Raw genomic sequence first — 24,555 nt, 5'->3', positions numbered from 1 at the left:
TATATGATGCAGAGACTCACACCGGTTGTTAAAAACCTGTTGCTGATAAATATATTGGTTTATATACTTCAGTATGTATTCCAAAATATTCAATTACATGAACTTTTAGCATTGTGGTCTTGGCATTCGCCAGCTTTTAGGCCCTATCAATTTCTCACCTACATGTTTGTGCATGATGGCTTTATGCATATTTTCTTCAATATGCTAATGTTGGTGTTTATAGGTCCTATTTTAGAGACTACCTGGGGGCCGAAGAAATTCCTTATCTTTTATATGGTTACTGGAATAGGAGCAGGTATTCTGTATAATGGTGTGGGCCTGTATAAATCTGCTAGTCTTGAAAACGACGTTAATGCTTACATAGAAGCGCCAAACCCTGATAATTTTGCTCTTTTTCTGGATGATAATGGTAAGATTTTTAATTCGACTATATATGATTTTTTAAATGAATTTTCAAAGCATCCTGATGACCAGAGCTATATAACCAAAAGTGTTCAGTATGCAAAAGCAGCTTATGACTACCTGCCTGTAGGCTCTATGGTAGGAGCATCTGGTGCTGTCTATGGTCTTTTATTAGCCTTGGGAATCTTGTTTCCTGAAATGACAGTGCGGCTGTTGTTTCCACCTATTCCAATTAAGGTGAAATATCTGGTATTTGGATTAGGCGCCATAGAAATTTACTCACAATTTATGAATAAATCAGGTGATGGAGTGGCGCACCTGGCCCATTTAGGAGGAATTATATTTGCTTTTATAATGATCAAAATCTGGCAAAAGCAAGGAACTAATTATAGATAGAAATGTACAGTAGAGGCGGTTTTTTAGAGGATTTTAAAAGTGCCTTCAATAGGCCGAATAATGCACATGTGCAGTTAATTATTATTAATGTAATTGTATTTGTGCTCATAGGAATACTTCACGTTTTTCTGAATGAGGCCTACTACAAAATTTATGTCTACGCCAATGTAGCTATGCCTTCCGTTCCGGAGGCTTTTCTGCATAAGCCCTGGACCTTAATCACATATATGTTTTCTCATGAAGGACTATTTCACATATTATCTAATATGCTGATGTTGTATTGGTTTGGGAGAATATTCGTAGAATATCTGGGTAGTGATAAACTGGTGGCTGTATATGTATTAGGTGGAATTTTTGGGGGACTTTTTTACCTGGCGGCATATAACATATTTCCCTACTTGAATGAGCATGTTGCTTTTATGGTGGGTGCATCCGCTGGTGTTTTAGCTATTATAGTGGCCACGGCCACATTGTTGCCCCAATATACTATTCATTTAATGTTTATAGGGCCGGTCAAAATTATGTACATCGCCCTTTTTGCAGTGGTTCTTTCATTCTTGCAGGTAAGAGGTGTTAATGAAGGTGGTAACATCGCTCATTTAGGAGGTGCATTTTTTGGTTTTCTTTACATTAAGCAGCTTCAGAAAGGAAATGATTGGGGAGGTTGGTTTACTCGTTTTCTCAATTTTATAAAAAGCTTCTTTGTGCCCTCCAGGAACATAAAAGTGAGTTACAAAAAGACCAAAAAGTCTAAATCAAGCAGTAAGGGTTCATCAAGTACTACAGCAGCACCCACCAGCTCACACAATCAGGAGGAAATAGATGCTATCTTGGATAAAATCTCTGAAAAAGGTTACGAGAGTTTATCTAAGGAGGAAAAACAGAAGTTGTTTAATGCGAGTAATAGGTAGTAAACGGATGGCTTAACTCCGATTGGCCAACTACCCCTAGTTTTTCGTAGTCTGCGACATCGAGCTTTCCATTGATCACCAGTGTCTCCGACACGGTATCAAACATCAAATCTTTATTCCCAGATTCTGCATTTTCTGTCGCTTGAATCTTAATTTATATTCCTTCCGTTCAGACCACAGCCTCTACCACGCTTCCGTCACTCCGGCCGTAGCGCAGCGGAGAGCCGGAGTCTTGCCGATGACCATGGCTTCCCGGCGGTAAGATGTCGGATATTCTTTCGCTACGCTACAGAATTCCGACATGACGGTTTTAGATGGCTATGGCAATTAAAACCGCGGATCTCCGTTCACGCCATGCTTAGCATGGTGGTGCAGTATAGTAGAATTGGTAGCAGCAGCTCAATAAACTGACAGAATCATGGTGAGCGAAGGATTTTGTTAAAAATTAGATTTACTAACTTTTAATCCTTCTAGTGCGTGACCAAGCCATACGCTTTCTCACTAAAGTCTAATTTGGTAGGAGAGTATCCTTTCATTCATCAAATACCTAGGTTTTGGAAAATGGCAGTCCTGTCTGTGTTTTGATACTCAAAATCAACTTGCTGAATGATAAGAGGCTTCTTCTTATCGTCTTCATAGTTAATTTCAATTCTATAAGGAAGCGAACACTCTTCAAATGGTCGAAATATGGTGTTTTGACCATTAAAAATATCACCAACTTTCTGATAATTCATGGCTAAGCATGTCTGATCAAGATCGTAATAATATTTATAATAAGATTTCTGATTATAGGAGCCATATTGATTGAAAGTTATGATTTTACACTTTCTGCCATGGTAAGTAGTGGTGTCTGCTATTTTAAAGTCATGAAACTTGGTGACACCCCCTATATGCAGTGTGTCAATCTCAATCCTTTTGCCGTGCTCTAATATGTTATATTGCTTTCTGTTTTTTATATCATAAAGCACATTCTGTATGCCTAGAACTTGTGTTATTTTGCCTTCTGTTCTTTTTAGAATAAAATCTTCCCCTAAAACGTATTCTTCTTTGGTCAATATGTCTGATCCAGAAATGTCATAGGTTACTTTGCCTGTGAAATTACTGTTTTGATAGATCAAAATGAGGGTAATAACTTGCAGTAGTTGATACATAGAATGAAATGGTGTGGAGTATAGCTTTAACTCTTATTCGCCAACTGCCCACAAGCGGCATCTATATCTTTACCACGGCTTCTTCTTACATTCACTACTATGTCAGCGGCTTTGAGTTTTTCTATATAGATGTTTAGAGATTCTTCAGAGGCTTGCTGATACTCGCCATCATCGATTGGATTGTACTCTATAAGATTCACTTTTGAGGGGATAACCTTGCAAAACTTCACCAGGGCGTCAGCGTCTTTTTCTGTATCGTTAATGCCACCCCAAACTACATATTCGTAAGTGACTTTCTTTTTGGTTTTATAATACCAGTGCTTTAGTGCGTCCTTTAGATCGTCGAGGTCGTTCTTTTCATTGATGGGCATCAGCTTGGTTCTTACCTCATCAATGGCAGAATGTAACGATACTGCCAGGTTGAACTTGACCTCATCATCGGCCATTTTTTTGATCATTTTAGGAATGCCTACCGTAGATAATGTGATTCTCTTGGGTGACATGCCCAGGCCTTCTGGCTTAGTGATCTTTTCAATAGATTCAATAACATTAGCATAATTAAGCAGCGGTTCGCCCATGCCCATGAAAACGATGTTAGTCAACGGTCTATCCATGAACCTTTCACTCTGCTCTTTGATAGCCACTACCTGGTCATAAATCTCATCAGCATTAAGATTTCTCATGCGCTTCAGGCGTGCGGTGGCACAGAAGTTACAATCCAGACTACAACCCACCTGAGATGAAATACAAGCGGTTATTCTGGTGTCAGTAGGAATGAGCACTGATTCTACGATCATTCCATCATAGAGCTTTACAGCATTTTTGATGGTGCCGTCGTTGCTGCGTTGCATTTGGTCAACGGCGATATGATTAATGACAAAAGCCTCCTTGAGCTTCTCACGTGTTTGAAGAGAAATATTGGTCATCTGGTCAAAGTCCTTGGCAGACTTTTTCCATAACCATTCGTAAACTTGCTTGGCACGAAATGGCTTATCGCCAATGCTTACGAAGTATTCTTTAATCTGATCCAGATTTAGCTGCCTGATGTCCTTTTTCTCCTCTTGTGCTATCATAATTATTGCAAAGATAAGCAAACATCAGATAAGGCCATATGGTTTCAGCTTTGTAGCTTCTGTAGTAGCGATGCTGGAACTGTGCTCACTTTCCTCGTCTCATAATTCATGCACACTATGCCGGTTTTACCTATAGCTACCTGCTTACCTGTTGCTTTGTTCACCAGCTCGTAGTACATGTCAAAACCGTATTTATTGAAATCATCTACACTTATGTTCACCAAAAGTTGATCTCCATAAAAGCCTTCTGATTTATAGCTAATAGCCACATCTGAGATGATAATACCAACCTTCTCTTCCAGGTTTACCTCTGAGGTGTAGCCTAGGTTAGCTAAAAAACGCATTCTACACTCATGCATAAGTGATAGAATATTGTCGTTGCCTACATGACCGCCATAATTAAGGTCAGTTATTCTAATGGATATCTCAGTTTGGAAAACGCTAACTTCAGGTAATGATATTTTTATTCTCGACATGCCGCGAAAATAAAGAATAGCTACATTTTAGAAGTCACATAATAATGTTTAGTTAGGATTTCTTCTAATAACCGTGCTCTTGTTAATCCAGCAGCCTACCTGATACGTTCCTCCCTCTTTTAAATTTTCATTAAAAATGTCTTCTATGGTTGGGAATTGCTGAGCTGCACTCTTCATAGCCTCTGAGTCGCCAGCCTTCTCATAGTAGTCGTACGCCGCCCAGTAAATAGATCTGTCTGCTACTTTACTTTCACCTTTCTTGCAGTCATTAAAACTGCTGTAGTAAAGGTCTCCTATGAGTTTATAAGCTTTGCTATAACCGGCAGACTGTGCCAGAGCTTTCTCCGCATAATTTTTGGCAGCAGCTTTATTGCCATTCTGCATTTGTCTGGCGGCTATGTGAAAGAGTATGTCTGCTTTCTTTTCTTCAGTCTCACTGTTGGCAAGCGCCTTGTCATAGTATTTTAATGCCTCATCTTTGTTGCCTTGAGTCCATTCATTATCACCTAAGATTTTGAAAATAAGTGGGTTAGGATCTACTTCAATGTATTTTTTTGCTACTTCAAAAAAGAATGGTTCTTTAGTGCAGCCCTCAGAAACCGATAGGCTAAAAACCCTCTTCATCATATTCTGATCGTTCTGTATTCTTGGTACTAACTTTTCTTTGATAAACGCGCAGTCTACAGGTACAATCTGAAGTAATATTTTCGTGGCTATCGATCTTATCTTTTCAAGTGTTTCTTCATTGACATCCCCCTTCTTGGCATCAATGGCATCCATTACTCTATAATATCTCTCCAGCACCTCATCATCTGACAAAGGAGTTATTTTGTGGTATCTTCTTACTACATCCATGTAAGAGGCCAAGTTATTTACTCCTACTTCGGGGCCGTTTAGTTCATAGGTTTTTTCAAAAATATTAAACAGCTCTTTTTCTTTTCCTGAGCGCTCTCTGTAATATTTATAGGCCGCAGAAGCCTTTCTGTCCACCAGTTCTTTGTCATTGTCATAATGATCTATTCTTAAGTCATAAATGGTAAGAACAGAGTCTTCAAAAACCGTAGCAGGCTGCTTTTTCTCAGCTAGCTCCTGATAAAGCTTTATACCATTAATGTAAATACTTTCATGAATGTCGGGTGTATTGCTGAGCATCCAGGATAGTGGTTTTCTGGCAGCTTTAAAGTTGTTGGTTTTAAAGTTGTCTGAAAATAGGGCGTACATACTTTGGGCTTCCTTACTTAATGCTTCATCAGCAGGAAGGTTAAGTTGGGCGTAGGAGTAATTCCCTAATAAGAGGAAAAATAGTCCGGTTAGGAGAAGGTTTTTCATAGTTTTTAAAGCCATTTTGTCATCAAAATAATATTATTTCTTGATAATGCTGCCATTATTTCTGGATTTTTTCCAGCAACCAGGTTGGCCATAATTTTGATATTATCACAATCGACAACGTGAAAAAGAGACTTAAATTATAAGAAATGAATTTTGATAAATACACCATAAAATCTCAAGAAGTACTGCAAAAAGCAGCAGAGATAGCCACTGGTGGTGGCCAGCAGGCCATAGAGCCTGGTCACCTCATGAAGGCTATTCTTATGACGGATGAAAACGTTATTTCTTTTTTGATAAAGAAGTTAAATGTCAACCAACTGCACCTTGATAATAAGTTGGATGAAATTATAAATGGCTACCCAAAAGTAAGCGGTCAGCAACCTTATTTATCTAATGATTCAGCCACGGCATTACAAAAGGCAGAAAAAGAGCTGAAAGAATTTAAAGATGAATACATTGCTGTAGAGCATGTGCTTTTAGGGTTGCTTGCGGGTAAGGATAAAGTGGCTACTTTATTAAAAGATGTGGGCTTTGAGCATAAATCTTTGGTAGCAGGTATTAAAGAATTAAGAGGAGGAGATTCAGTGAAAGATCCAAATGCAGAATCAAAATACAGATCATTAGAAAGGTATTCTATAAATCTGATAGAGCAGGCTAAGGCCGGTAAAATAGATCCGGTTATTGGTAGAGATGAAGAGATTAGAAGGGTGTTGCAAATCCTTTCCAGAAGGACCAAAAATAACCCTATTCTATTAGGTGAGCCGGGTGTGGGTAAAACAGCCATAGTAGAAGGCATGGCCCAGAGAATTGTAGACGGTGACGTGCCGGAAAACCTTAAAGATAAAATATTGATCTCGCTGGATATGGGGCTGCTGGTGGCAGGAGCTAAATATAAAGGTGAGTTTGAAGAGCGTTTAAAAGCCGTAATTAAGGAAGTGACTGACTCTAACGGGCAGATTATACTGTTTATAGATGAGATACATACCTTGATAGGTGCTGGAGGTGGTGAAGGAGCTATGGATGCTGCTAACTTACTGAAGCCAGCCTTGGCCAGAGGCGAACTTCATGCTATTGGAGCCACTACTTTGAAGGAGTACCAAAAGTATGTGGAAAAAGATAAAGCACTAGAGCGCAGGTTTCAGTCAGTAATGGTGAATGAACCATCAGCTCAAGATGCTATTTCAATTTTGCGTGGGATCAAAGATAAGTACGAGATCCACCACGGGGTGCGCATAAAAGACGATGCAGTAATTGCCGCAGTGGAGCTTTCCAGCAGGTATATTTCAGATAGGCACTTGCCAGATAAGGCTATTGACTTAATGGATGAGGCCGCTTCGAAGCTAAGATTAGAGATGGATTCTTTGCCTGAAGAGCTCGATGAGTTGAATAGAAAGATTATGCAGCTTGAAATTGAGCGTGAAGCGATTAGAAGAGAGAAGGATAAAGATAAGGAGCGCCTTTTAACTAAGGACATAGCCGATCTTACTGAAACCAGAAACGACTTGAAAGCCCGTTGGGAAAATGAGAAGGCAGTGGTTCAGGGTATTAGAGATCAAAAAGAAGCTATTGATCGATTGAAGTTTGAAGCCGAACAGGCTGAGAAGTCAGGTGATTTTGGTCTTGTTGCCGAGATCAGATATGGCAAGTTGGTAGAAGCCCAAAAGACGTTGGAGGAAAATCAGCAGGCAATGGCTGAGATGAGCGGAGATGGCTTGATGAAGGAGGAGGTTGATAGTGAGGATATTGCAGAGGTCGTAGCCAGATGGACAGGTATCCCAGTCTCTAAAATGCTGCAAAGTGAAAGAGAGAAGCTGCTTCACCTGGAGCAAGAACTTGGTAGGCGTGTTGCGGGCCAGGAGGAGGCTATCCAAGCACTTTCTGATGCTGTGAGAAGAAGTAGAGCGGGTCTGCAAGATCCAAAGAGGCCGATTGGTTCGTTTATATTCTTAGGCACCACTGGTGTAGGGAAAACAGAACTTAGCAAGGCGTTAGCTGAATATTTATTCAACGATGAAAACGCCATGGTAAGGATAGATATGTCAGAGTATCAAGAGAGGCACGCAGTGAGTAGATTGGTAGGAGCGCCTCCGGGCTATGTAGGGTATGATGAAGGTGGCCAGCTTACTGAGGCTGTAAGGAGAAAGCCTTACTCAGTAATATTGCTGGATGAGATTGAGAAAGCCCACCCTGACGTGTTTAACATTCTGTTGCAGGTGTTAGATGATGGTAGACTTACTGATAATAAAGGTCGTGTGGCCAATTTTAAGAATACGATCATTATCATGACTACTAACATAGGCTCAGGTATAATCCAGGATAATTTTGAAAGGCTGGATGATGATAACCTTGAAGAAGTAATTGATACCACCAAACATCAGGTGTTTGAGCTTCTGAAGAAGTCAGTTAGACCGGAGTTCCTGAACAGGGTAGATGAAACCATCATGTTCAGACCATTGTCTAGAACTGATATTAGAAAGATTGTAGATATACAATTTAAGATCATCAAAAAGCGTCTGGAGGAATCTGGTGTGAAACTTGAAGTATCTGATAAAGTGCTTGATCACCTGGCAGAGGCTGGTTTTGACCCTCAATTTGGGGCGAGACCACTTAAGCGAGTGATACAAAGAGAGATACTAAATGAGTTATCTAAAGAAATATTGGCTGGTAAGATCAATAAAGATGCTATTGTAGGCGTTAATCTTAATGAAGCCAATACAATTGAGTTCATTAACCTCGACGAAGTCAGGGTTTAAGAATGTGAAGTTGGTAATTGGGTTTAGGTTGAACAAAGGCCTCGGGGTGGTTCCCGAGGCCATTTTTTTTATAGAGACTTAACTTAAAAGCCCATTGTTATTCTGATATCATCGGCCACTTTTCGGTTATACTCAAAAGTAAGTGTCTGATAATTAATAAGATCTATGATTGTACCAACATAGCAAAGGCCACCTGTAAAGAAATATAGTAATCCCATACCTATTTGGTTAAGTACAAATCTGTGTACTCCGGCAATAAAGAACAGACCTAAAACCGTCAAAAGAAGAATTTCTTGAGGTTTTCTGCGTCTGGCTCTGTAAACATTTGCAAATTGATGTGCTTGCTCAGGAGACATATTAGATAAAATCATTTGAACATATGCCGCTTCCTCGCCTTCTAATTCAGGCAGTATTTCCATTGCGTTCGCCATAATTATTAGTGTTGTTTGTTGTTAAATATTGAGTTTTAAAAAGCTTTATAATCCTGAAAGATAATACTAAAATTGCAAAAATTCCTAAAGGATGAGTTGCTAATGATTCTTTGAAGTGTCCATGAAAAGCCAGAGATACTGATGTTCCCAGCCCGCAACCAGGACAGAAAGAGTATCCCAGATTCTTAATGGGACAGATGGAAAAATGCTCCTGATGTGGTGAAATAAAAGCCAAACCAATGAGGGCAACTATCCAGATAATTGCCTCCCACGGTATATTTTTAACTTTTTGTTTCAAGGGTTAATCTTTTAGCTCCAAAGCCACAATATTCTCCACATGATGAGTATGTGGAAACATATCAACTGGCTGCACATCAGTGATCTTATAATACTTATCCAAAATGGCAATATCTCGGGCTTGTGTAGCAGGGTTACAGCTTACATATACGATCCTTTGTGGTCTGGTGTTCAAAATTACCTCACAAACATCCTGGTGCATTCCCGCTCTTGGCGGATCAGTAATGATTACATCAGGTCTTCCGTGTTCATTCACAAAGTCATCCGTGAGCAGGTCTTTCATGTCACCTGCAAAGAACTTAGTATTAGTAATGCCATTGATCTCAGAGTTCACCTTTGCATCTTCTATGGCAGCCTCTACATATTCAATACCTATCACTTCTTTGGCATTACCAGCTACGTAGTTGGCGATGGTTCCAGTACCTGTGTAAAGATCGTAAACCAGTTCGTTGCCAGTGAGTTGAGCCATTTCCCAGGCTTTTTTATATAAAACTTCTGCTTGCTTGGCGTTGGTTTGGAAAAAGGATTTAGGCCCAATTTGAAAACTTACAGATTTATCAGCATTGTCAGGAAGTCGCATTTCTTCAGTGATGTATGCCTTGCCGTTATAATTTACCACCTCCAGGTCATTAAAAGTTTCGTTTCTCTTGGTGTTGATCACATAGTTTAATGAAGTGATCTGTGGAAACTTGTCTTTCAGCCCGTCAAGTATGGTAGTAAGGTATTGCTCATTATCTCCGGCTACTTGTAAAATCACCATTACTTCACCAGTTATGGTATTTCTGATGATTAGATTTCTTAAATAACCTTCTTGTGTGATTAGGTCAAAAAACGGAATGTTATTTTCTTTAGCTATTTGTCTTACAGTCAGGCGTATATTGTTAGAAGGATCTGGCTGCAAGTAACAATGGTTGATATCCAGAATTTTATCGAATCTCTTCGGAATGTGAAAACCTAAAGCATCTCTATCAAGGTCATCTTCCTGATCTATTTCTTCTCTGGTAAGCCACCTTTTGTTGGAAAAAGTGAACTCCAGCTTATTTCGATAATAGCGCGTTTCCTCAGATCCTAATATTCTCTTTGGCTCTGGCATAGGAACCTTGGCAATTCTTTCCAGGCTATCAATCACTTGCTGATGCTTGTAATCTAGCTGAGTTTCGTAATTGATATGCTGCCACTTACAACCACCACAGGTGCCAAAATGCTCGCAAAAAGGATCTTTCCTTAGGTCAGAATATTGATGGATCTTCACTGGAATAGCCTCCAGGAAGGTTTTCTTCTTTCTGATCACCTTGATGTCGGCAACATCGCCAGGAGCTACATCGGTAACAAATATTACTTGGCCTTCATAGCGGGTTATGCATTTTCCTTCAGCTGCGATACCTTCTATGGTTAGGTCTTTTAAAATTTTATTTTTTAATTTCATGAATGCTTATATTCCTGAACTCACTTGATTATCTTGTATGCTAATATTCTTCACTCTTTTAAGAGCAAAGTTTAATTTTTCGTTCTCATGAAAAAAAGTCTTCTTCTACTCATTTTCATACTGGCCTGCAAAGTTAGTTCATTTGCTTCGCATATCGTAGGGGGAGAATTTGAATTAGTCTATCTATCTGGAAATTCCTATCGGTTAAACCTCATTATCTATTTCGATGAGATCAACGGAAATCCAGGAGCCAAATATGAGCCTACACCCATAGCATGGATATATAGAAAGTCTGACAATACGCCCATGAGGCAGGTTACATTGCCGTTTAGAAGCGAGACCAAGGTGATTTATAGTTTACCTGACTGTCAGAATGATAATGTGGTGAATACTACCAGAATGGTGTTTTCGGATGTTATAAGTATGAATCCTGAAGATTTTGCTGATCCTGGAGGGTATTATATTGCCTGGCAGAGGTGCTGTAGAAATTATACAATCAGAAATATTATTTCAGAAGACCCTGATACTGGCGGTGTTGGTGCAGGGCAGACTTTTTATCTTGAAATACCCCCTTTAATTAGAAATGGAGAGAGATTTATCAATTCCTCACCTCAGCTTTTTCCTCCTTTAAGTGATTATGCTTGTGTGGGGAGAAGCTTTTATGCTGACTTTACAGGTACGGATATAGATGGAGATTCTTTAGTATATAGTTTGGTGGAACCATTGAACACGCCTTCGGCTGAGCCACATCCTCAACCGCCATCAAGGGCACCTTACCCAAGAATTAATTGGATAACCTCTTATAATCTTGATAATATCATGCACGGAGAGCCCGACTTATATATCAGTAGAAAAGGGCTTTTAAAAGTTACACCTACAGAAACAGGTCTCTTTGTTTTTGCTGTTAAGTGCGAAGAATTTCGTGATGGTGAAAAGATAGGAGAAGTACGCCGGGATTTTCAAATGGTGGTAGTGGACTGCCCTGACCCTGGAGATCCACCTGATCTGGGCATTAAATTGGCCGACGGTTCTACATATCAGGAAGGTGATGTACTTAAGTTTCTGGCAGATGATGATAAGTGTGTTGAGTTTTATGTGAAGGATGAAAAAGGCGGTGCAGTTAATCTCAATATCGATCCTGTTGGGTATGATGATGAGAATTTTTCCATAGATATTCTGGGTACATCGGCAAGTCGTGACAGTCTTTATGCCAGAGTTTGCTTTACTGATTGCCCTCCGGAAAAAGATTTGCCGTTTCAGGTTGATTTCATCGGTCTGGATCATACTTGTCCTCAGCCGTTGCAGGATACAGTGCGCATGACGGTGCTCATCACCCCGCCAGATAATGATTTACCTGAATTAGAGCATAGAGAGGATGCTGTGGGAGCTTATTCTGGCTCCAATTTTAGATATATTGAGGTTCAGGAAGCCGCGGGAGGCCTAAAAATAGTAGACCTGCTGGGAAGTGATGCTAACAATGATTTCATGGAATTTACCATAACAGGCAAAGATTTTGACCTGTCAGAATACGGCATGTCGGTGATCGACAAGCGAAATACAGCAGGCGAAGTCCAGAGTTGGCTGGAATGGAATTATGACTGCCAGCAGATAAGTTTTGATGGTAAAACGGAATTTGAAATTCTAGTGAGTCTGGAGGATGAGGATGATTGCGATTATGACGAGCCGGTTATCATGACTTTGTATCTGAAGATTAATCTCCCACCAAATACTAATCCTGAAGTTTTTAGTAACAATCTGGGTAGCTCGAATGAATATGTTCGAATTGAAACACCTTTGAATGAATCAATCAGCTTTGATGTAAAAGGTAGAGATTTGGATGGTGATAGGATAGTTTTAAATGGTCAAGGGGCTAATTTTGATTTCCCCAGATACAATATTTTCTACACCGGAACGAGCGGTCAGGGAACTGTGCTTAACACTCAGCTTAACTGGTATCTGGATTGTAAGTTATTTAATCTGGAGGAGCAAGATTCTTTAAGAGCTTATTTTTTTATTGAAGATGATGATAAGTGTGAAATTACCAATAGAGATACGCTTACTGTAGATTTTATATTAAGCCCACCGGCAAATTCTGAATTTTTATTCACTATGCGTGGCATTCAGGGTACTTCAATAAATAATAACAGAGTGCATATGATGATGGGTGAAAAAATGGCTGTGAACCTTACAGGTTCTGATTTTGAAGGTGATTATCTGTCTTTAGAATTAATAGATCGCGATGAAGAGTTGAGTTATCAGTTTGAAAATGCGCAAGGGCAATCAACCGTAAGCTCTGTTTTTAGCTGGATTCCTCAATGTTCTGACTTGAAAGGAGAGAGTAGTCAGGAGTACCTATTGCAGTTTGTGCTGTCTGACGATCATTGTTACTACCCTAAAAAAGATACACTCGATCTCTATGTCACTATCGACGATATTGATAATAAGGAAGATCAGTTTTTACCACCAAACGTATTCACACCGGATAATGGAGATGATAAAAATGATTATTTTGGAATGTACCGGCACGTAGAAGGTTCGGAAGAGTTGGAGAATATCTTACCGTTAGATAATTGTGCCGGTGTGTTTGACAAAATAGTGATAGTAAACCGCTGGGGAAATGTAGTTTTTGAAAGTAACGACAGAGAGTTTAAATGGGATGGCAAAGGATCTCCGGGAGGTGTTTACTTCTACTATATCCAATACTCACAGATGCGATTCCGTGGAGCCATCACCTTGCTTCGTTGATTAAACGCTTACAAAAGGCTGATATCCTTTATCTTATCTGTTTTTATAAAAGCCTTTTTACCGTTCCATTCTGTTTCTGTCCATACATCAGTCTTTTTGTAGGTCGGTAATCTGTGTCCTTTGGTAACAATATCTACTACCTCAGCGCCTGCCGATGGTCCATCCATAATGTAGGTGTTAGATTTTATGATAATGGCCTTATGGTATTCTCTGCCATAGTTTAACGTGTAAAATAAAAGAGCTAAAACCAATACATTTAAAATGGCTGGTACTACAGGCCTAAATTCCATCTTTATTTTATAGCGATAAATCACTGCCATTAGCAGGAGAGAAATAGCCATCAATGAATAGACTATGTAATCGAAATACTTAAAGAAAACTGATTTAATAAATTCAAAGTCATTGAAAGTGTAGCCTTCAAGGTTTTTCTTTTCAGCCAGTTCTTCCATTTTTCTCAAAGCACTCTTATCGGATGTCTGTAAGTAATATAGGTTAAGATAATATAAAGCCAGGCTATAATCTCCTAAGCCTTCTTTTATATAAGCCATTCTCAGAAGCATAGATGGGCTACTCTTCTTTTCAGTATGAAGTAGATGATCATATAGCTTAAAAGACTCAGTGAACTTCTGCGCCTGAAACAAAGAGTCGGCATCTACAAGTGCTTGTTCTACCTGACTTTGGGCTATTAATAAATGTGAACCTATAAATGAGAATACAATGACTAATATTATGCGCATACTTCTGTTGTTCTTCACGGCAGCAAATATAAGGGAACAAAAATTTTTAACGAGATAATTAGCCTAAGATTACATTAAAGGCAGATTTCAGAGGTGGGTGAAAATTTTTTAAGTTTTTTTTTGCTCCAAGTTTTGCATTTTAAATCTGATACATTACTTTTGCATCTCCATTAACGAAAAGGGTAACAGAAAGTTACCAAAACGATGGAAAAAACATAAGATTCCGTAGCTCAGTTGGTAGAGCATCTCCCTTTTAAGGAGAGGGTCCTGGGTTCGAGCCCCAGCGGGATCACTACCTTAAAAAAGCCTTTCAGACCGATCTGAAAGGCTTTTTTGCTTTTTGGAGAATAAGTATTTAATTATCGCACTGTTCTTCTGAACCACCTACCTATACCTTTATTAAGACTTATGGATTTCTAATTAGTCTTAAGTTTTTTGAAAATTATTCTTACATCTGATTTTGTATAGAAATCTGACTACAGGAAAAAATCTTTAAATTTTTTTTCGCCCCAAATTTTGATGTTAATCATCATCAATGATGGACCGAAAATGGGGGGTTAATTAGTAGCACTTCTAAATGAAATCATAAAAATATCTGTAAATGCCAGAGGAATAGATAATTATAAAAATTATGCTTTTAGTATAAAATCGAGTGAAGAAGGAGCATTTTACAGTAAAAGATTAGTCATTTTTTCGGGTTATTAACCCTGTTTTAACCCAAAATTTAATCACCTGCACATAATATTGTACTCTCTGCAATCGATTTTAAAATTGCTAAATCGATTTGGCTCTCATGAATTTTTTAGAATCAATCGTTTGAAGTTCGACTTTCTAAAATCGACATGATAACAACCGCAAACGATTGAGTTTTATGCTTTCATCAGCAACACTTATCAATCTAAAAAGGAAAAGCCGGGTCGGTAATATTCAAACTTAAACGCTATTATAAAATGAGTAAAATTCTACGATGTTTTATGTACGCCACACTACTTGGTGTATGTACTATGTTTTTAAGTTCATGTGGAGATGACGATGCTCCTGAGAACACACAGTTCGGAACTGTTACCGGTACTGTTTCTGATGAGGAAGGTGCTGGCATCTCTGATGTGGAAGTAACTATTACTGGTATCAATGAAGATGATATCATGACTACCACTGATGCTAATGGAAAGTATAGTGTGGACGGAGTTTCTATGAAAACTCACGCGGTTAAATTCGCGAAAGAAGGCTGGTTAACCATTAGTGTTACTGTAAATGCTGATAAATTCAGTGCTGAAGGAGTAGCCATAGCGGATGTGAGTATGATTAACGCCTCTGCTAAAATTATGGGTACCGTAATAGATGCTAAAAACGGTGGAGCCCCACTTGCTGGAGTAACTATTAACACTGGCATAGCTGATATGGAGACACTTACCACAGACGCTGATGGTAAATTCCTTATTGAAAACTTAGTGGAAGGAGATTATAGCCTTCAATTTAGTAAAGCTAATTATGTATCTGTTACTAAGTCTGTAACATCGGCATCATTTATTGATGGTGTAGCTACTATATCAATTCAAATGGGTGCTTCAGAAATTCTTCGTGGTCTTACTGCTGAAGATCTTCAGGATGCTGACAAATGGTATTATAATGAATACAGAGGTGGTGGTAATGCAGATGCTTACCCACATTGGGACTGGGCATGTGATTATATGAGTACACTTACTTTCTGGGGTAACTGGGAAGAACAGTGGGAAGGTACCACACTACGTATCCGTAATGATGAAGGCGATAGAAGTAATCCAGCTGACCTGAATGTATTTGATTCATATACTTATGGAAGCAAGAAAATAACCGAGGACAATAAAATCTTCTCTATTAGACTACGTACTCACAATGCAGATGCTGGTGCTCCTGCAGTATTTGGAGTTCAGGTGGTAGATCTTTCTGAGGCTGAACCACAAGCTGTTAAAATTGGAGAAAACCAAACTTACGGATCAGGTGATTACACTGATTTCTTTTTCGATCTAAGCGATTATGTAGGCAAAGAAGTGATTATAGCGGTGGGTATTTACCGTCAGAGTACTGGTGACTATTGGAAACAGCTAGTGCTAAGAGCTATGAGGTTTGCTGATCAGGAAGTAAGAAACTGGGATTGGCTACCTGGCACAGAGGTGGTTAGCGGTTGGAAGCTTACCCAAGAGACAGTGAGATCTACCATGGCTCAGACTAAGACTTCATTTACAGGCATGAACTCTATCACGCCTTCTAGAAATGTAAGTATGACTGATGGTTATCCTGCTGCTTACCAGGCATGGAAGGAAGATAGTCACATAGGTGCAGAATGGTTCTTTGCACCATTAAAGAAAGATCCGGAAGTAGATAAAACTGAGGGCTTTATTCTTAAAACCAGAGGTACTCCTGAAGTGAACACGGTAGTTCCTGAGGCTTATATATATGCGAAATTCCCTATTGCTGCTGGTACTAACCAGTTAACACTAAGCACTCGTAATTTCGGAGATAATTTAACCTACTTCAAACTTACCGCTATCCAAAATGATGGTACTGTAACTCACATAGAGCCTTCTTCTAACACTGCTCAAGAGGCAAGTGCAGCAGAAGATGGTTGTTGGAAGTTTAAGCATGGTGATGGTGGAGCAGGAAACCCTGAAGGTTATGCACTATTTAACTATGACCTGTCTCAGTTTAACGGTGAGGAAGTAACGCTAGTATTTGGTGTGTATAACGGTGTGGCCAATTCTGGAGAGAACAAGCTTGTTTTCCACACAATCGACTTGAATTAATTACATGAATAACCCTATGATAAAATTTAGTAAACTATTTACTACATGCAGCTTCGTGTTCCTTATGTCACTGGTTGCATGTGGTGACTCGGGTTCTGACCCGGGACCGGATAATCCACCGGAAGAGGAGGTTAGTCTTTCAGAGCAAAACCTTCTTCGCGCCATGAACCTGGCAGACCATGCTATAGAAGCTCACTTTGACGGAGCAGGTATGAAAATGGCCAGGTATTATAATCCTTATACTGATGTTCGCTCTGATGAAACAGGAAGTATATGGATGTACACCAGTGCTGTTGAGGCTGTAAATGCTATCCTTCACGGACTGCAGGCTCAGAAAGAGCACGGTAACTCCAAGCTTTATGATGAAAACTTTAGCAAGTACACTGAAACGCTTGCTAAGCTGTATGATAATGCAGATTTCTACAAAGGTACATTTGAATTGGTTTCTTATACTCAGACTCATGAGTGGTCTATCTACGGTGTAAATAGAGGTGCCGGAAAAGGTAGCGCTAGCGTAGCCGGAATTATGAATGTGTATGATGACCAAATGTGGTTTATCCGTGAGCTTATAGAAAGCTACAAGCTTACAGGTAATGATAGCTATCTTGAAAAAGCAGAATACCTAACTGAGTATGTATTAGATGGTTGGGATTGTTCCAGAGATGCTAACGGTAATGAAATTGGTGGTATCACGTGGGGTCCTGGTTATGTAACCAAGCACTCTTGTAGTAACGGTCCTCTGATCAGCCCATTAGTATGGTTGCACGAAATCTATAAAGATAAGAATGATGAAATCACTCATAGATTCATAGATGCTGCTGATAAAGAAACAAGAAAAACAGAGCAAGTAAAGAAAGCCGATTACTATCTAGACTTTGCTAAGAAGATTTATGCATGGCAAAAAGCCAGTCTAATTCGTCCTAATGGAGTTTATGATGACTTAATGGGTGGCTGTTCTCCTGGTAATCCTGAAACTATCACAGTAGATGGACAAACTTACCGTAAGGGAATAGCTTGTAGAGACAGAGTAGGCCCATCTATAAGTTATAACAGCGGAAGTATGCTATCTGCTGCTGCCGATTTATATGAGTCTACTGGCGAAGGTATGTATTTAACGGATGCCAGCTCATTATCTGATGCCAGCTTTGAATACTTTGCTGATTTGGGACAAACCAAAGAGGGGTATTATACCTATGATATCAGTGGTTTCAATAACTGGTTTAATGGCGTGATGATGAGAGGGTATGTAGATGTATATCCTTCATATGCTGCTAATGCAGATTACATAGATTCTTTCCAACAAAACCTGGATTTCGGTTATGAAAACTTCCTTTACGAAGGATTTTTACCTACTAATTTACTAGTAGGGTGGAGTAGAACCACTGCCAATAATAATACTGAAGGTATGTTCAATTTTGCTTTTGCAGCTGAGTACGCAGTATTAGCCAAATACGAACTGGAGAAATAAAGAAATTACTTAGCATATGCAGAATAAATACAAGCAATTGTCAAAAAGACTGATCAAGTACTCCTTATGTGGCGTACTTGCTCAATCTGCTGTCTTTGCCTCCGCTTTTGCTTCGGAAGCAAACATTGAAAAGAACGTAACTACCGTAGAGCTATACAAGCAAGCTATTACGGTAAAAGGTACAGTGACCTCTGAAGATGGGGCAGCTTTACCAGGTGTAAATATTATACTAAAGGGAACTAATAAAGGAACCACCACGGACCTGGACGGTAACTTCACTCTTGAGGTGCCAGATGAAAGTGCAGTATTGGTTTTTACTTTTATTGGCTATTCCGCACAAGAGATAACTGTAGGTGCCAGATCAGTGATAAATGTTAGCATGATCCCTGATACACAGCAGCTTAGCGAAGTTGTAGTAGTGGGTTATGGTACTCAGGAAAAAGTTACTGTTACTGGTTCTGTAGCCAGCCTTAAGGGTGAAACTATGCTTCAAACCAGAAATGAAAACCCTCAAAACATGCTTACAGGTAGAGTGGCTGGGGTTAGAGTTTGGCAGAGAAGTGCTGAGCCTGGTACTTATAGTAACAGTTTCGATATTAGAGGTTTTGAAGGAACACCATTAGTAGTTATCGATGGTGTGCCACGTACTATGGAAGATTTCCAGAGACTTAACCCTAACGATATCGATGATGTATCAGTACTTAAAGATGCAGCAGCAGCTATCTACGGTGTAAGAGCAGCCAGTGGAGTTTTACTTGTAACCACTAAAAAAGGTAAAGCAGGAAAAACCCAAATATCTTATAGTGGATCTTATACCATGCAGCGTCCTTCTAAGATGCCGATGCTAGCTGATCCTTACCAAACTATGACTATTTATAATGAAAAATCCATGAATAATATCAATGGAGGAAGCATTATATATGATGAGCAGGCTTTTGAGGATTTCCGTAATGGAGATCGTAGAGCAGCAGATTGGAACTCTTTAATCTTTGCTGACTACTCACCTCAAACACAGCACAACCTGAGTATAACCGGAGGTTCAGAAAAAACACAGTATTTTATTGGTGGAGGATACCTTTATCAGGAAGGATTTTTCAAGTCAGGAGATTTGAATTACGATAAATTCAACCTGAGAAGTAATATTACTACTGAGTTAACTGAAGGATTAAAATTTAATTTAAATCTGGCAGGTATGTCGGATCAGCGTAACTCACCCTACTCAAGTCCTGTAGATATTATTAGAAATTATTGGAGACAAGGGGTTTTATTTCCTGCTTATGCAGACCCTGAGGGCACCATGTTAAATTATCAAGGCCTTGATTTAGAGCAGAATACAGTAGCTATGATGACTTCTGATGTTTCTGGTTATAGACAATACAATGAGAAAACTTTTCAATCATCTTTTTCATTGGATTATGATTTAGGAACGATATCATCTGCATTGAAAGGCCTATCTGCCAAAGCAATGTTGAGTTATGATTATCGAAATAATGATAATACAGTTTTTAGAAGAGAGTATTATCAATACATGTATGATGAAACATCAGACTCTTATATATCTAAACTGTACAACCCTAGCTCACCTAATAGATTGCAAAGATCCGTACGTAGCAGAAACCAGATTTTAGGACAGTTCTTATTAAACTATAAACGAACTTTTGCATCTAATCATAATGTATCAGCGCTATTAGGTTGGGAAAGCCAGAAGAAAGAAGGTGATAATTTCTACGCGCAAAATGACTTGGCCTTCGCTATGGATTACTTGTTAGCAGGCACAAATGCTAACCAGGTTACAGGTATGGCTTATGATACTGATAACCTTTATACCATAGCCAATTCAGCTGCGCTAGGTAGGTTAAATTATAATTATGCTGATAAGTATATCGCAGAATTTCAGTTTAGATATGATGGATCTTCAAAGTTTGTTGAAGATAATCAGTGGGGGTTTTTCCCTTCAGGATCAATAGGCTGGAGACTATCTGAAGAATCTTTCTTTAAATCAATCTCGGCTCTATCATTTGTAGATCAATTGAAATTCAGAGCAAGTTATGGAACAACAGCAAATGACGCCACTTTGCAATACGAATGGTATGCAGGATATCAGTATCCGGCCTCTGGAGGTAATGCAGAAAATGGATACTACAATCAATATGCACCAGGGTATGTGATTGGTGGTGAGTTTGTAAACGGTGTTGATAGAAACGTACCTAACGAAAACCTTACCTGGTGGGAAGCTCACATGTTCAACTTTGGTGTTGATTTCGAAGGTTGGAATGGATTATTCGGATTCTCTGTAGACTATTTTGATAGAAGAAGAACAGGATTGTTTGCCAGAAGACAGGGTGAAGTTCCTACTGTAGTAGGTACAGGGGCGCCTTTAGAGAATGCTAACAGTGATAGACAATTCGGTATTGACCTACAACTTTCTCATCGTAATAAAATTGGAGACCTTAATTATAGTGTTAAAGCTATTGGTACCATTACAAGAAGAGAATGGCAAGTGGGAATACAGAATGGTCCATACTCCAATTCATATGACAGGTGGAGATCTGACAATCTGAACAACCGTTATCAGGGAATTCAGTTTGGTTATGAAAGCGCTGGTCGCTACCAGGATTGGGAAGATATCTGGAATTACCCTATTTACAAAGAGAGAACAATTCTTCCTGGTGACTACAAATATGTTGACTGGAATGGTGATGGCGAAATCAATGGTCAAGATGAGCACCCTTATGCTTTTGATCAGACACCGTGGTTAAACTTCAGTTTAGCATATGATGCTTCTTATAAAAACTTCGATTTGAGCATTCTTTTCCAGGGAACTGCCATGGGGTCGATGCAGTATCAGGAGCCACTTTACGGAATTTGGGGAACCAATGGTGGTGGTACTCTAGAGCAGTATCTTGATCGTTGGCATCCGGTAGATCCGCAAGCAGATCCATATAACCCAGAAACAGAATGGGTGGAAGGTTATTACGGATATACAGGCAATTATCCTTTCGGTAATTCAGAATTTAATAGAGTGAGTACTGCGTACTTACGTCTTAAAAGTGTAGAGTTAGGATATAACATTGTGCCAAAAAAATCAGCTTCTATGAAGTTTAGAGTTTTTGCCAATGCTTACAATGTTTTCACAATCACAGGAGTAAAATTCGTAGATCCGGAACATCCTGATAGTGACCAGGGAAGACTATATCCTCTAAGTAAAACATATACTCTAGGTGTATCAGCCACATTCTAACTCTGAGGATCACACAATCAAAAATGAAAGATAGTATGAAAAAGATATATATATTATTTCTTGTCGGTTTACTTGCCCTCTCTTCATGTGCAGAGTTGGACGTTCCACCACCAAACGTAGTAGGTGATGAAACGCTTTTGACAAGTGAATCTGGAATGAAAATCTATTTGGCTAGAATGTATAGCCGAATGCCCCTGGAGGATTTTAAATATACGGCTCAGTGGGGTTTTAACTACAATGGATGGTTAAATGCAACAGGTATTTCTGGTACAGGTGAGGCTCTAAACAGAGACGGAATCTGTAGAGCTTTTACAGGTGAGGATACACCATATTGGGGACAGGCATTTACATTATTAAGAGATGCTAACTACCTCATAGAAACATTGCCTGAGTATCAGGGCTCCTTTGCAGATATTACTTATAACCATTATCTGGGTGAGGCATATTTTGCAAGAGCTATGGTTTTCTCGGCTATGGCGAAAAGATTTGGAGGTATTCCTTTGGTAACTAGAGTGATTAATTATCCAAGTGATGACATGGAGGTGCCAAGATCTTCTGAAGAGGAAACATGGGATCAGGTTTTAGCTGATTTTGACATGGCAGCTGACTTGTTGCAGCCTACTAGTCCTGAAAGAGGTCTTTCCAATAAATATGTTGCGCTATCCTACAAATCGGAGGCAATGCTCTATGCAGGTAGTGTTGCTAAATATAATGAAACCGTGTCAGGACGTTTAACTGGATTTGGTCAAAAAACAGGCGTTCGTGTAATAGGTTTTGCTGAAGATTCATGGCAGGCAGCTTCTAAAAAATATTTCAAAGAAGCTTATCTGGCTGCTCAGGAAGTAATTAATGAAGGTCCATATGCTCTTTATATGAATAAATGGGCTGCCAATGATCCTGATGCGCAATACAGAAATATGGTAGACATGTTTACTGACCCTGCTAGTATGGAGAATATTTTTGTTAAAGAATATACCTACCCTACTTCCACACATGGTTATGATGCTTACAGTGCTCCATTTATCTTTAAAGCACCATTGGCATCAGGTACATGCCCTACATTAGATTTTCTTGAAATGTATGAAGGTTTCGATCGTTATCCTGATGGATCTATTAGAGTAACCAACGGTTCTACTAACTCTCAAGGAGATTATTTAATGTATGATTCACCAATGGACTTTTTCGAAAATGCAGAGCCTAGGCTAAGAGCATACGTAATTTTTCCTGGTGATGTCTTTAAAGGTAAGAATATTGAGATCAGAGGCGGTGTATATACTGGAGCTGAGCCAATAGATCCTTTCTTTAACGATTATTCATTCTCTAGCGCTGAAACTCGTTATCAGCAACTGGCTGAATATACTCAGGAGCCTAAATCATTATACCTTAGCCCAAGAGAGGGAAATGGTCAGGAAACTCTTGACTACAATGGATCAGAGATAAATGCAGCAGGTGCTAACGGACCTTTCTTCGATAATGGAGAGAGCTGTTTAACAGGTCTTTATGGAAGAAAGTGGTTAAATGATGATCCATCTTTTGATGCAGGTGAAGGAAGATCTGATCAACCTTTTATTTTAATGAGATATGCTGAAGTGTTGTTAAATGCAGCCGAAGCTGCAGTAGAACTTTCATTAGCAGGTGAGCCTTCACCTGATGGTTCTAACATGCTTCAGGTGGCTACCACTGCAATCAACGATATTCGCGAAAGAGCTGGAGCTAGTCAATTAATTGGCAACCTTGCAGCTGATGAAGTGAGTCGAAATTTAGTTCGTAAAGAACGTCGTAAAGAACTTGCTTTTGAGCGTAAAACCAAGTGGGATCTTAGAAGATGGAGAGTTAACCATTATGAAGGTAGAGATGGTTTCTGGGGTGAAACCAGAGATGCTGATAACTTCAGTAGTAACTCTAGATATAGATTCAGAGGTTTATACCCATTCTTATCTACCGAAAGCGGAAAATACTTCTTCGATGCTCGTTTCCAGTGGGTTAGCTTAAAAACTTTTGAGTATAACGTAGTGGATTACTATTTCGCTATACCGGGTAATGAGGTGGCTAAGAGCTCAGTGATCGATCAGCAACCAAACAGATAAGACATTAATTAAGAATATAAAGAACATGAAAAAAATAGCATTTTATATTTTATCGTTCTCGTTGTTTTCACTCTCTTCATGTAACATGTTCGAAATGGACAATTATGAAGCGCCGTCGGAAACAATTAAGGGTGAGGTGGTAGATGCAGAAACAGGAGCACCTATACTTACTGATCAGGGTAGTGAGGGTATTCGTGTTAGATTAACGGAGCTAAGCTGGGGTGATAACGTTCAGCATAATCCTGATTTCTACTGCATGCCAGATGGAAAATTTCAGAACACCAAGGTATTTAAAGGCACGTATAATGTAAGGGTTGATGGGCCTTTTATTCCTTTGGTGAGAGAAGATGACCGTGGTGTTCCTTTGGCTGATAATAGCCAAACTACTGAGATAGATGGTACTACCGAGATGAAATTTGAAGTAGAGCCTTTTCTAAACATCGAATGGGTAGGTGAACCAACAGTGGTTAATGGTAAAATCAGAGCAAAAGTTAGAGTAACCAGAGGTGTTTCTGAGGATGAATTTCGCAGTAAAATTGAGCCTATGGGCGGTTACAGCGATAGTTTCTTGAATGTAACTGATATTCAGCTATTTGTGAGCTACTCTTCATCTGTAGGTTACAGAGCAAGAGATACTCGTTGGTCTAGCGCCATGGAGTTCTCTGGTTCAGGATTTGAATCCATGCTTGGAGAAGAGGTAGAGATTGAGTCTACAGGTACTATACCTTCTGGTAGAGTAGTATTTATTAGAGCTGCTGCTCGTATCAACTATGATACGCCAAGAGGTAGCGGTGTAAGAAGATGGAACTACAATGAGGCAGCCCAGGTAATGGTGCCTTAATATTAAAT

The 24,555-nt window shown here is 39.3% G+C and carries 17 protein-coding genes and 1 tRNA gene; 10 read left to right on the top strand and 8 right to left on the bottom strand.

The window, feature by feature from the left end:
• Positions 1-3: 3 nt before the first annotated feature.
• Together LVD16_RS26670 and LVD16_RS26665 are read left to right on the top strand one after the other, a co-directional pair.
• Entirely contained in the window at positions 4-798 is a 795-nt protein-coding gene (locus tag LVD16_RS26670; RefSeq protein ID WP_233771345.1) for a rhomboid family intramembrane serine protease, read from the top strand.
• Positions 799-800: 2 nt separating this feature from the next.
• Entirely contained in the window at positions 801-1,709 is a 909-nt protein-coding gene (locus tag LVD16_RS26665) for a rhomboid family protein (RefSeq protein ID WP_233771344.1), read from the top strand.
• A 539-nt stretch (positions 1,710-2,248) separates the two neighbouring features.
• On the opposite strand, the gene LVD16_RS26660 is transcribed toward LVD16_RS26665, so the two are convergent.
• Genes LVD16_RS26660 through LVD16_RS26645 form a run of 4 tightly spaced genes read right to left on the bottom strand, consistent with a single transcriptional unit; the run spans position 2,249 to position 5,738 of the window.
• A complete protein-coding gene (locus LVD16_RS26660; protein ID WP_233771343.1) occupies positions 2,249-2,860 on the bottom strand; it encodes a hypothetical protein in 612 nt (203 codons plus the stop codon).
• Between the two features lie 26 nt (positions 2,861-2,886).
• Positions 2,887-3,933 (bottom strand): dual-specificity RNA methyltransferase RlmN, encoded by a 1,047-nt coding sequence (rlmN, locus tag LVD16_RS26655; RefSeq protein ID WP_233771342.1) that lies wholly within the window; start codon positions 3,931-3,933, stop codon positions 2,887-2,889.
• Between the two features lie 44 nt (positions 3,934-3,977).
• Entirely contained in the window at positions 3,978-4,409 is a 432-nt protein-coding gene (locus tag LVD16_RS26650) for an acyl-CoA thioesterase (RefSeq protein ID WP_233771341.1), read from the bottom strand.
• A 48-nt stretch (positions 4,410-4,457) separates the two neighbouring features.
• The gene (locus LVD16_RS26645) at positions 4,458-5,738 is read right to left on the bottom strand and encodes a tetratricopeptide repeat protein (RefSeq protein ID WP_233771340.1); all 1,281 of its coding nucleotides are present in this window, start codon (positions 5,736-5,738) and stop codon (positions 4,458-4,460) included.
• Between the two features lie 146 nt (positions 5,739-5,884).
• On the opposite strand from LVD16_RS26645, the gene clpB reads away from it, so the two are divergent.
• Positions 5,885-8,491 carry an ATP-dependent chaperone ClpB gene (gene clpB, locus LVD16_RS26640; RefSeq protein WP_233771339.1) on the top strand — a complete coding sequence of 869 codons (2,607 nt, stop codon included), beginning with the start codon at positions 5,885-5,887 and terminating at the stop codon, positions 8,489-8,491.
• An 83-nt stretch (positions 8,492-8,574) separates the two neighbouring features.
• On the opposite strand, the gene LVD16_RS26635 is transcribed toward clpB, so the two are convergent.
• The 3 genes from LVD16_RS26635 to rlmD are packed head-to-tail and all read right to left on the bottom strand — an operon-like array spanning position 8,575 to position 10,645.
• On the bottom strand, positions 8,575-8,922 hold the full coding sequence (locus LVD16_RS26635; protein WP_233771338.1) for a TM2 domain-containing protein: 348 nt from the start codon (positions 8,920-8,922) through the stop codon (positions 8,575-8,577).
• Complete coding sequence (locus tag LVD16_RS26630; RefSeq protein ID WP_233771337.1) at positions 8,894-9,220, bottom strand: DUF2752 domain-containing protein; 327 nt, start codon at positions 9,218-9,220, stop codon at positions 8,894-8,896. Before LVD16_RS26630 ends, LVD16_RS26635 begins: the two co-directional genes overlap by 29 nt.
• Before the next feature lie 3 nt (positions 9,221-9,223).
• A complete protein-coding gene (rlmD, locus tag LVD16_RS26625; protein ID WP_233771336.1) occupies positions 9,224-10,645 on the bottom strand; it encodes a 23S rRNA (uracil(1939)-C(5))-methyltransferase RlmD in 1,422 nt (473 codons plus the stop codon).
• Positions 10,646-10,732: 87 nt separating this feature from the next.
• On the opposite strand from rlmD, the gene LVD16_RS26620 reads away from it, so the two are divergent.
• Positions 10,733-13,390: a T9SS type B sorting domain-containing protein gene (locus tag LVD16_RS26620; protein WP_233771335.1), complete on the top strand. Its 2,658-nt coding sequence runs from the start codon at positions 10,733-10,735 to the stop codon at positions 13,388-13,390.
• Positions 13,391-13,398: 8 nt separating this feature from the next.
• Here the strand turns inward: LVD16_RS26620 and LVD16_RS26615 are convergent, their stop codons facing one another.
• Positions 13,399-14,127 carry a hypothetical protein gene (locus LVD16_RS26615; RefSeq protein WP_233771334.1) on the bottom strand — a complete coding sequence of 243 codons (729 nt, stop codon included), beginning with the start codon at positions 14,125-14,127 and terminating at the stop codon, positions 13,399-13,401.
• Positions 14,128-14,346: 219 nt separating this feature from the next.
• Between LVD16_RS26615 and LVD16_RS26610 the strand changes: the two genes are divergently transcribed.
• The 6 genes from LVD16_RS26610 to LVD16_RS26585 all read left to right on the top strand — a co-directional run bounded on the left by LVD16_RS26610 (position 14,347) and on the right by LVD16_RS26585 (position 24,547).
• Positions 14,347-14,419 (top strand) — tRNA-Lys (locus tag LVD16_RS26610).
• A 658-nt stretch (positions 14,420-15,077) separates the two neighbouring features.
• Positions 15,078-16,910: an MSCRAMM family protein gene (locus tag LVD16_RS26605; protein WP_233771333.1), complete on the top strand. Its 1,833-nt coding sequence runs from the start codon at positions 15,078-15,080 to the stop codon at positions 16,908-16,910.
• A 16-nt stretch (positions 16,911-16,926) separates the two neighbouring features.
• On the top strand, positions 16,927-18,378 hold the full coding sequence (locus tag LVD16_RS26600; RefSeq protein ID WP_233771332.1) for a glycoside hydrolase family 76 protein: 1,452 nt from the start codon (positions 16,927-16,929) through the stop codon (positions 18,376-18,378).
• Between the two features lie 16 nt (positions 18,379-18,394).
• Positions 18,395-21,619, top strand: coding sequence for a SusC/RagA family TonB-linked outer membrane protein (locus tag LVD16_RS26595; RefSeq protein ID WP_233771331.1), 3,225 nt, complete (start codon positions 18,395-18,397; stop codon positions 21,617-21,619).
• A gap of 35 nt (positions 21,620-21,654) precedes the next feature.
• A complete protein-coding gene (locus LVD16_RS26590) occupies positions 21,655-23,706 on the top strand; it encodes a RagB/SusD family nutrient uptake outer membrane protein (RefSeq protein ID WP_233771330.1) in 2,052 nt (683 codons plus the stop codon).
• A gap of 94 nt (positions 23,707-23,800) precedes the next feature.
• Positions 23,801-24,547: a DUF3823 domain-containing protein gene (locus tag LVD16_RS26585; protein WP_233771329.1), complete on the top strand. Its 747-nt coding sequence runs from the start codon at positions 23,801-23,803 to the stop codon at positions 24,545-24,547.
• The last annotated feature ends 8 nt before the right edge of the window (positions 24,548-24,555 follow it).

This window comes from Fulvivirga ligni (assembly GCF_021389935.1).
Taxonomy (GTDB): domain Bacteria; phylum Bacteroidota; class Bacteroidia; order Cytophagales; family Cyclobacteriaceae; genus Fulvivirga; species Fulvivirga ligni.
The sequence above is the reverse complement of the archived record's forward strand: the minus strand, read 5'-3'. Positions and strand labels throughout refer to the sequence as shown.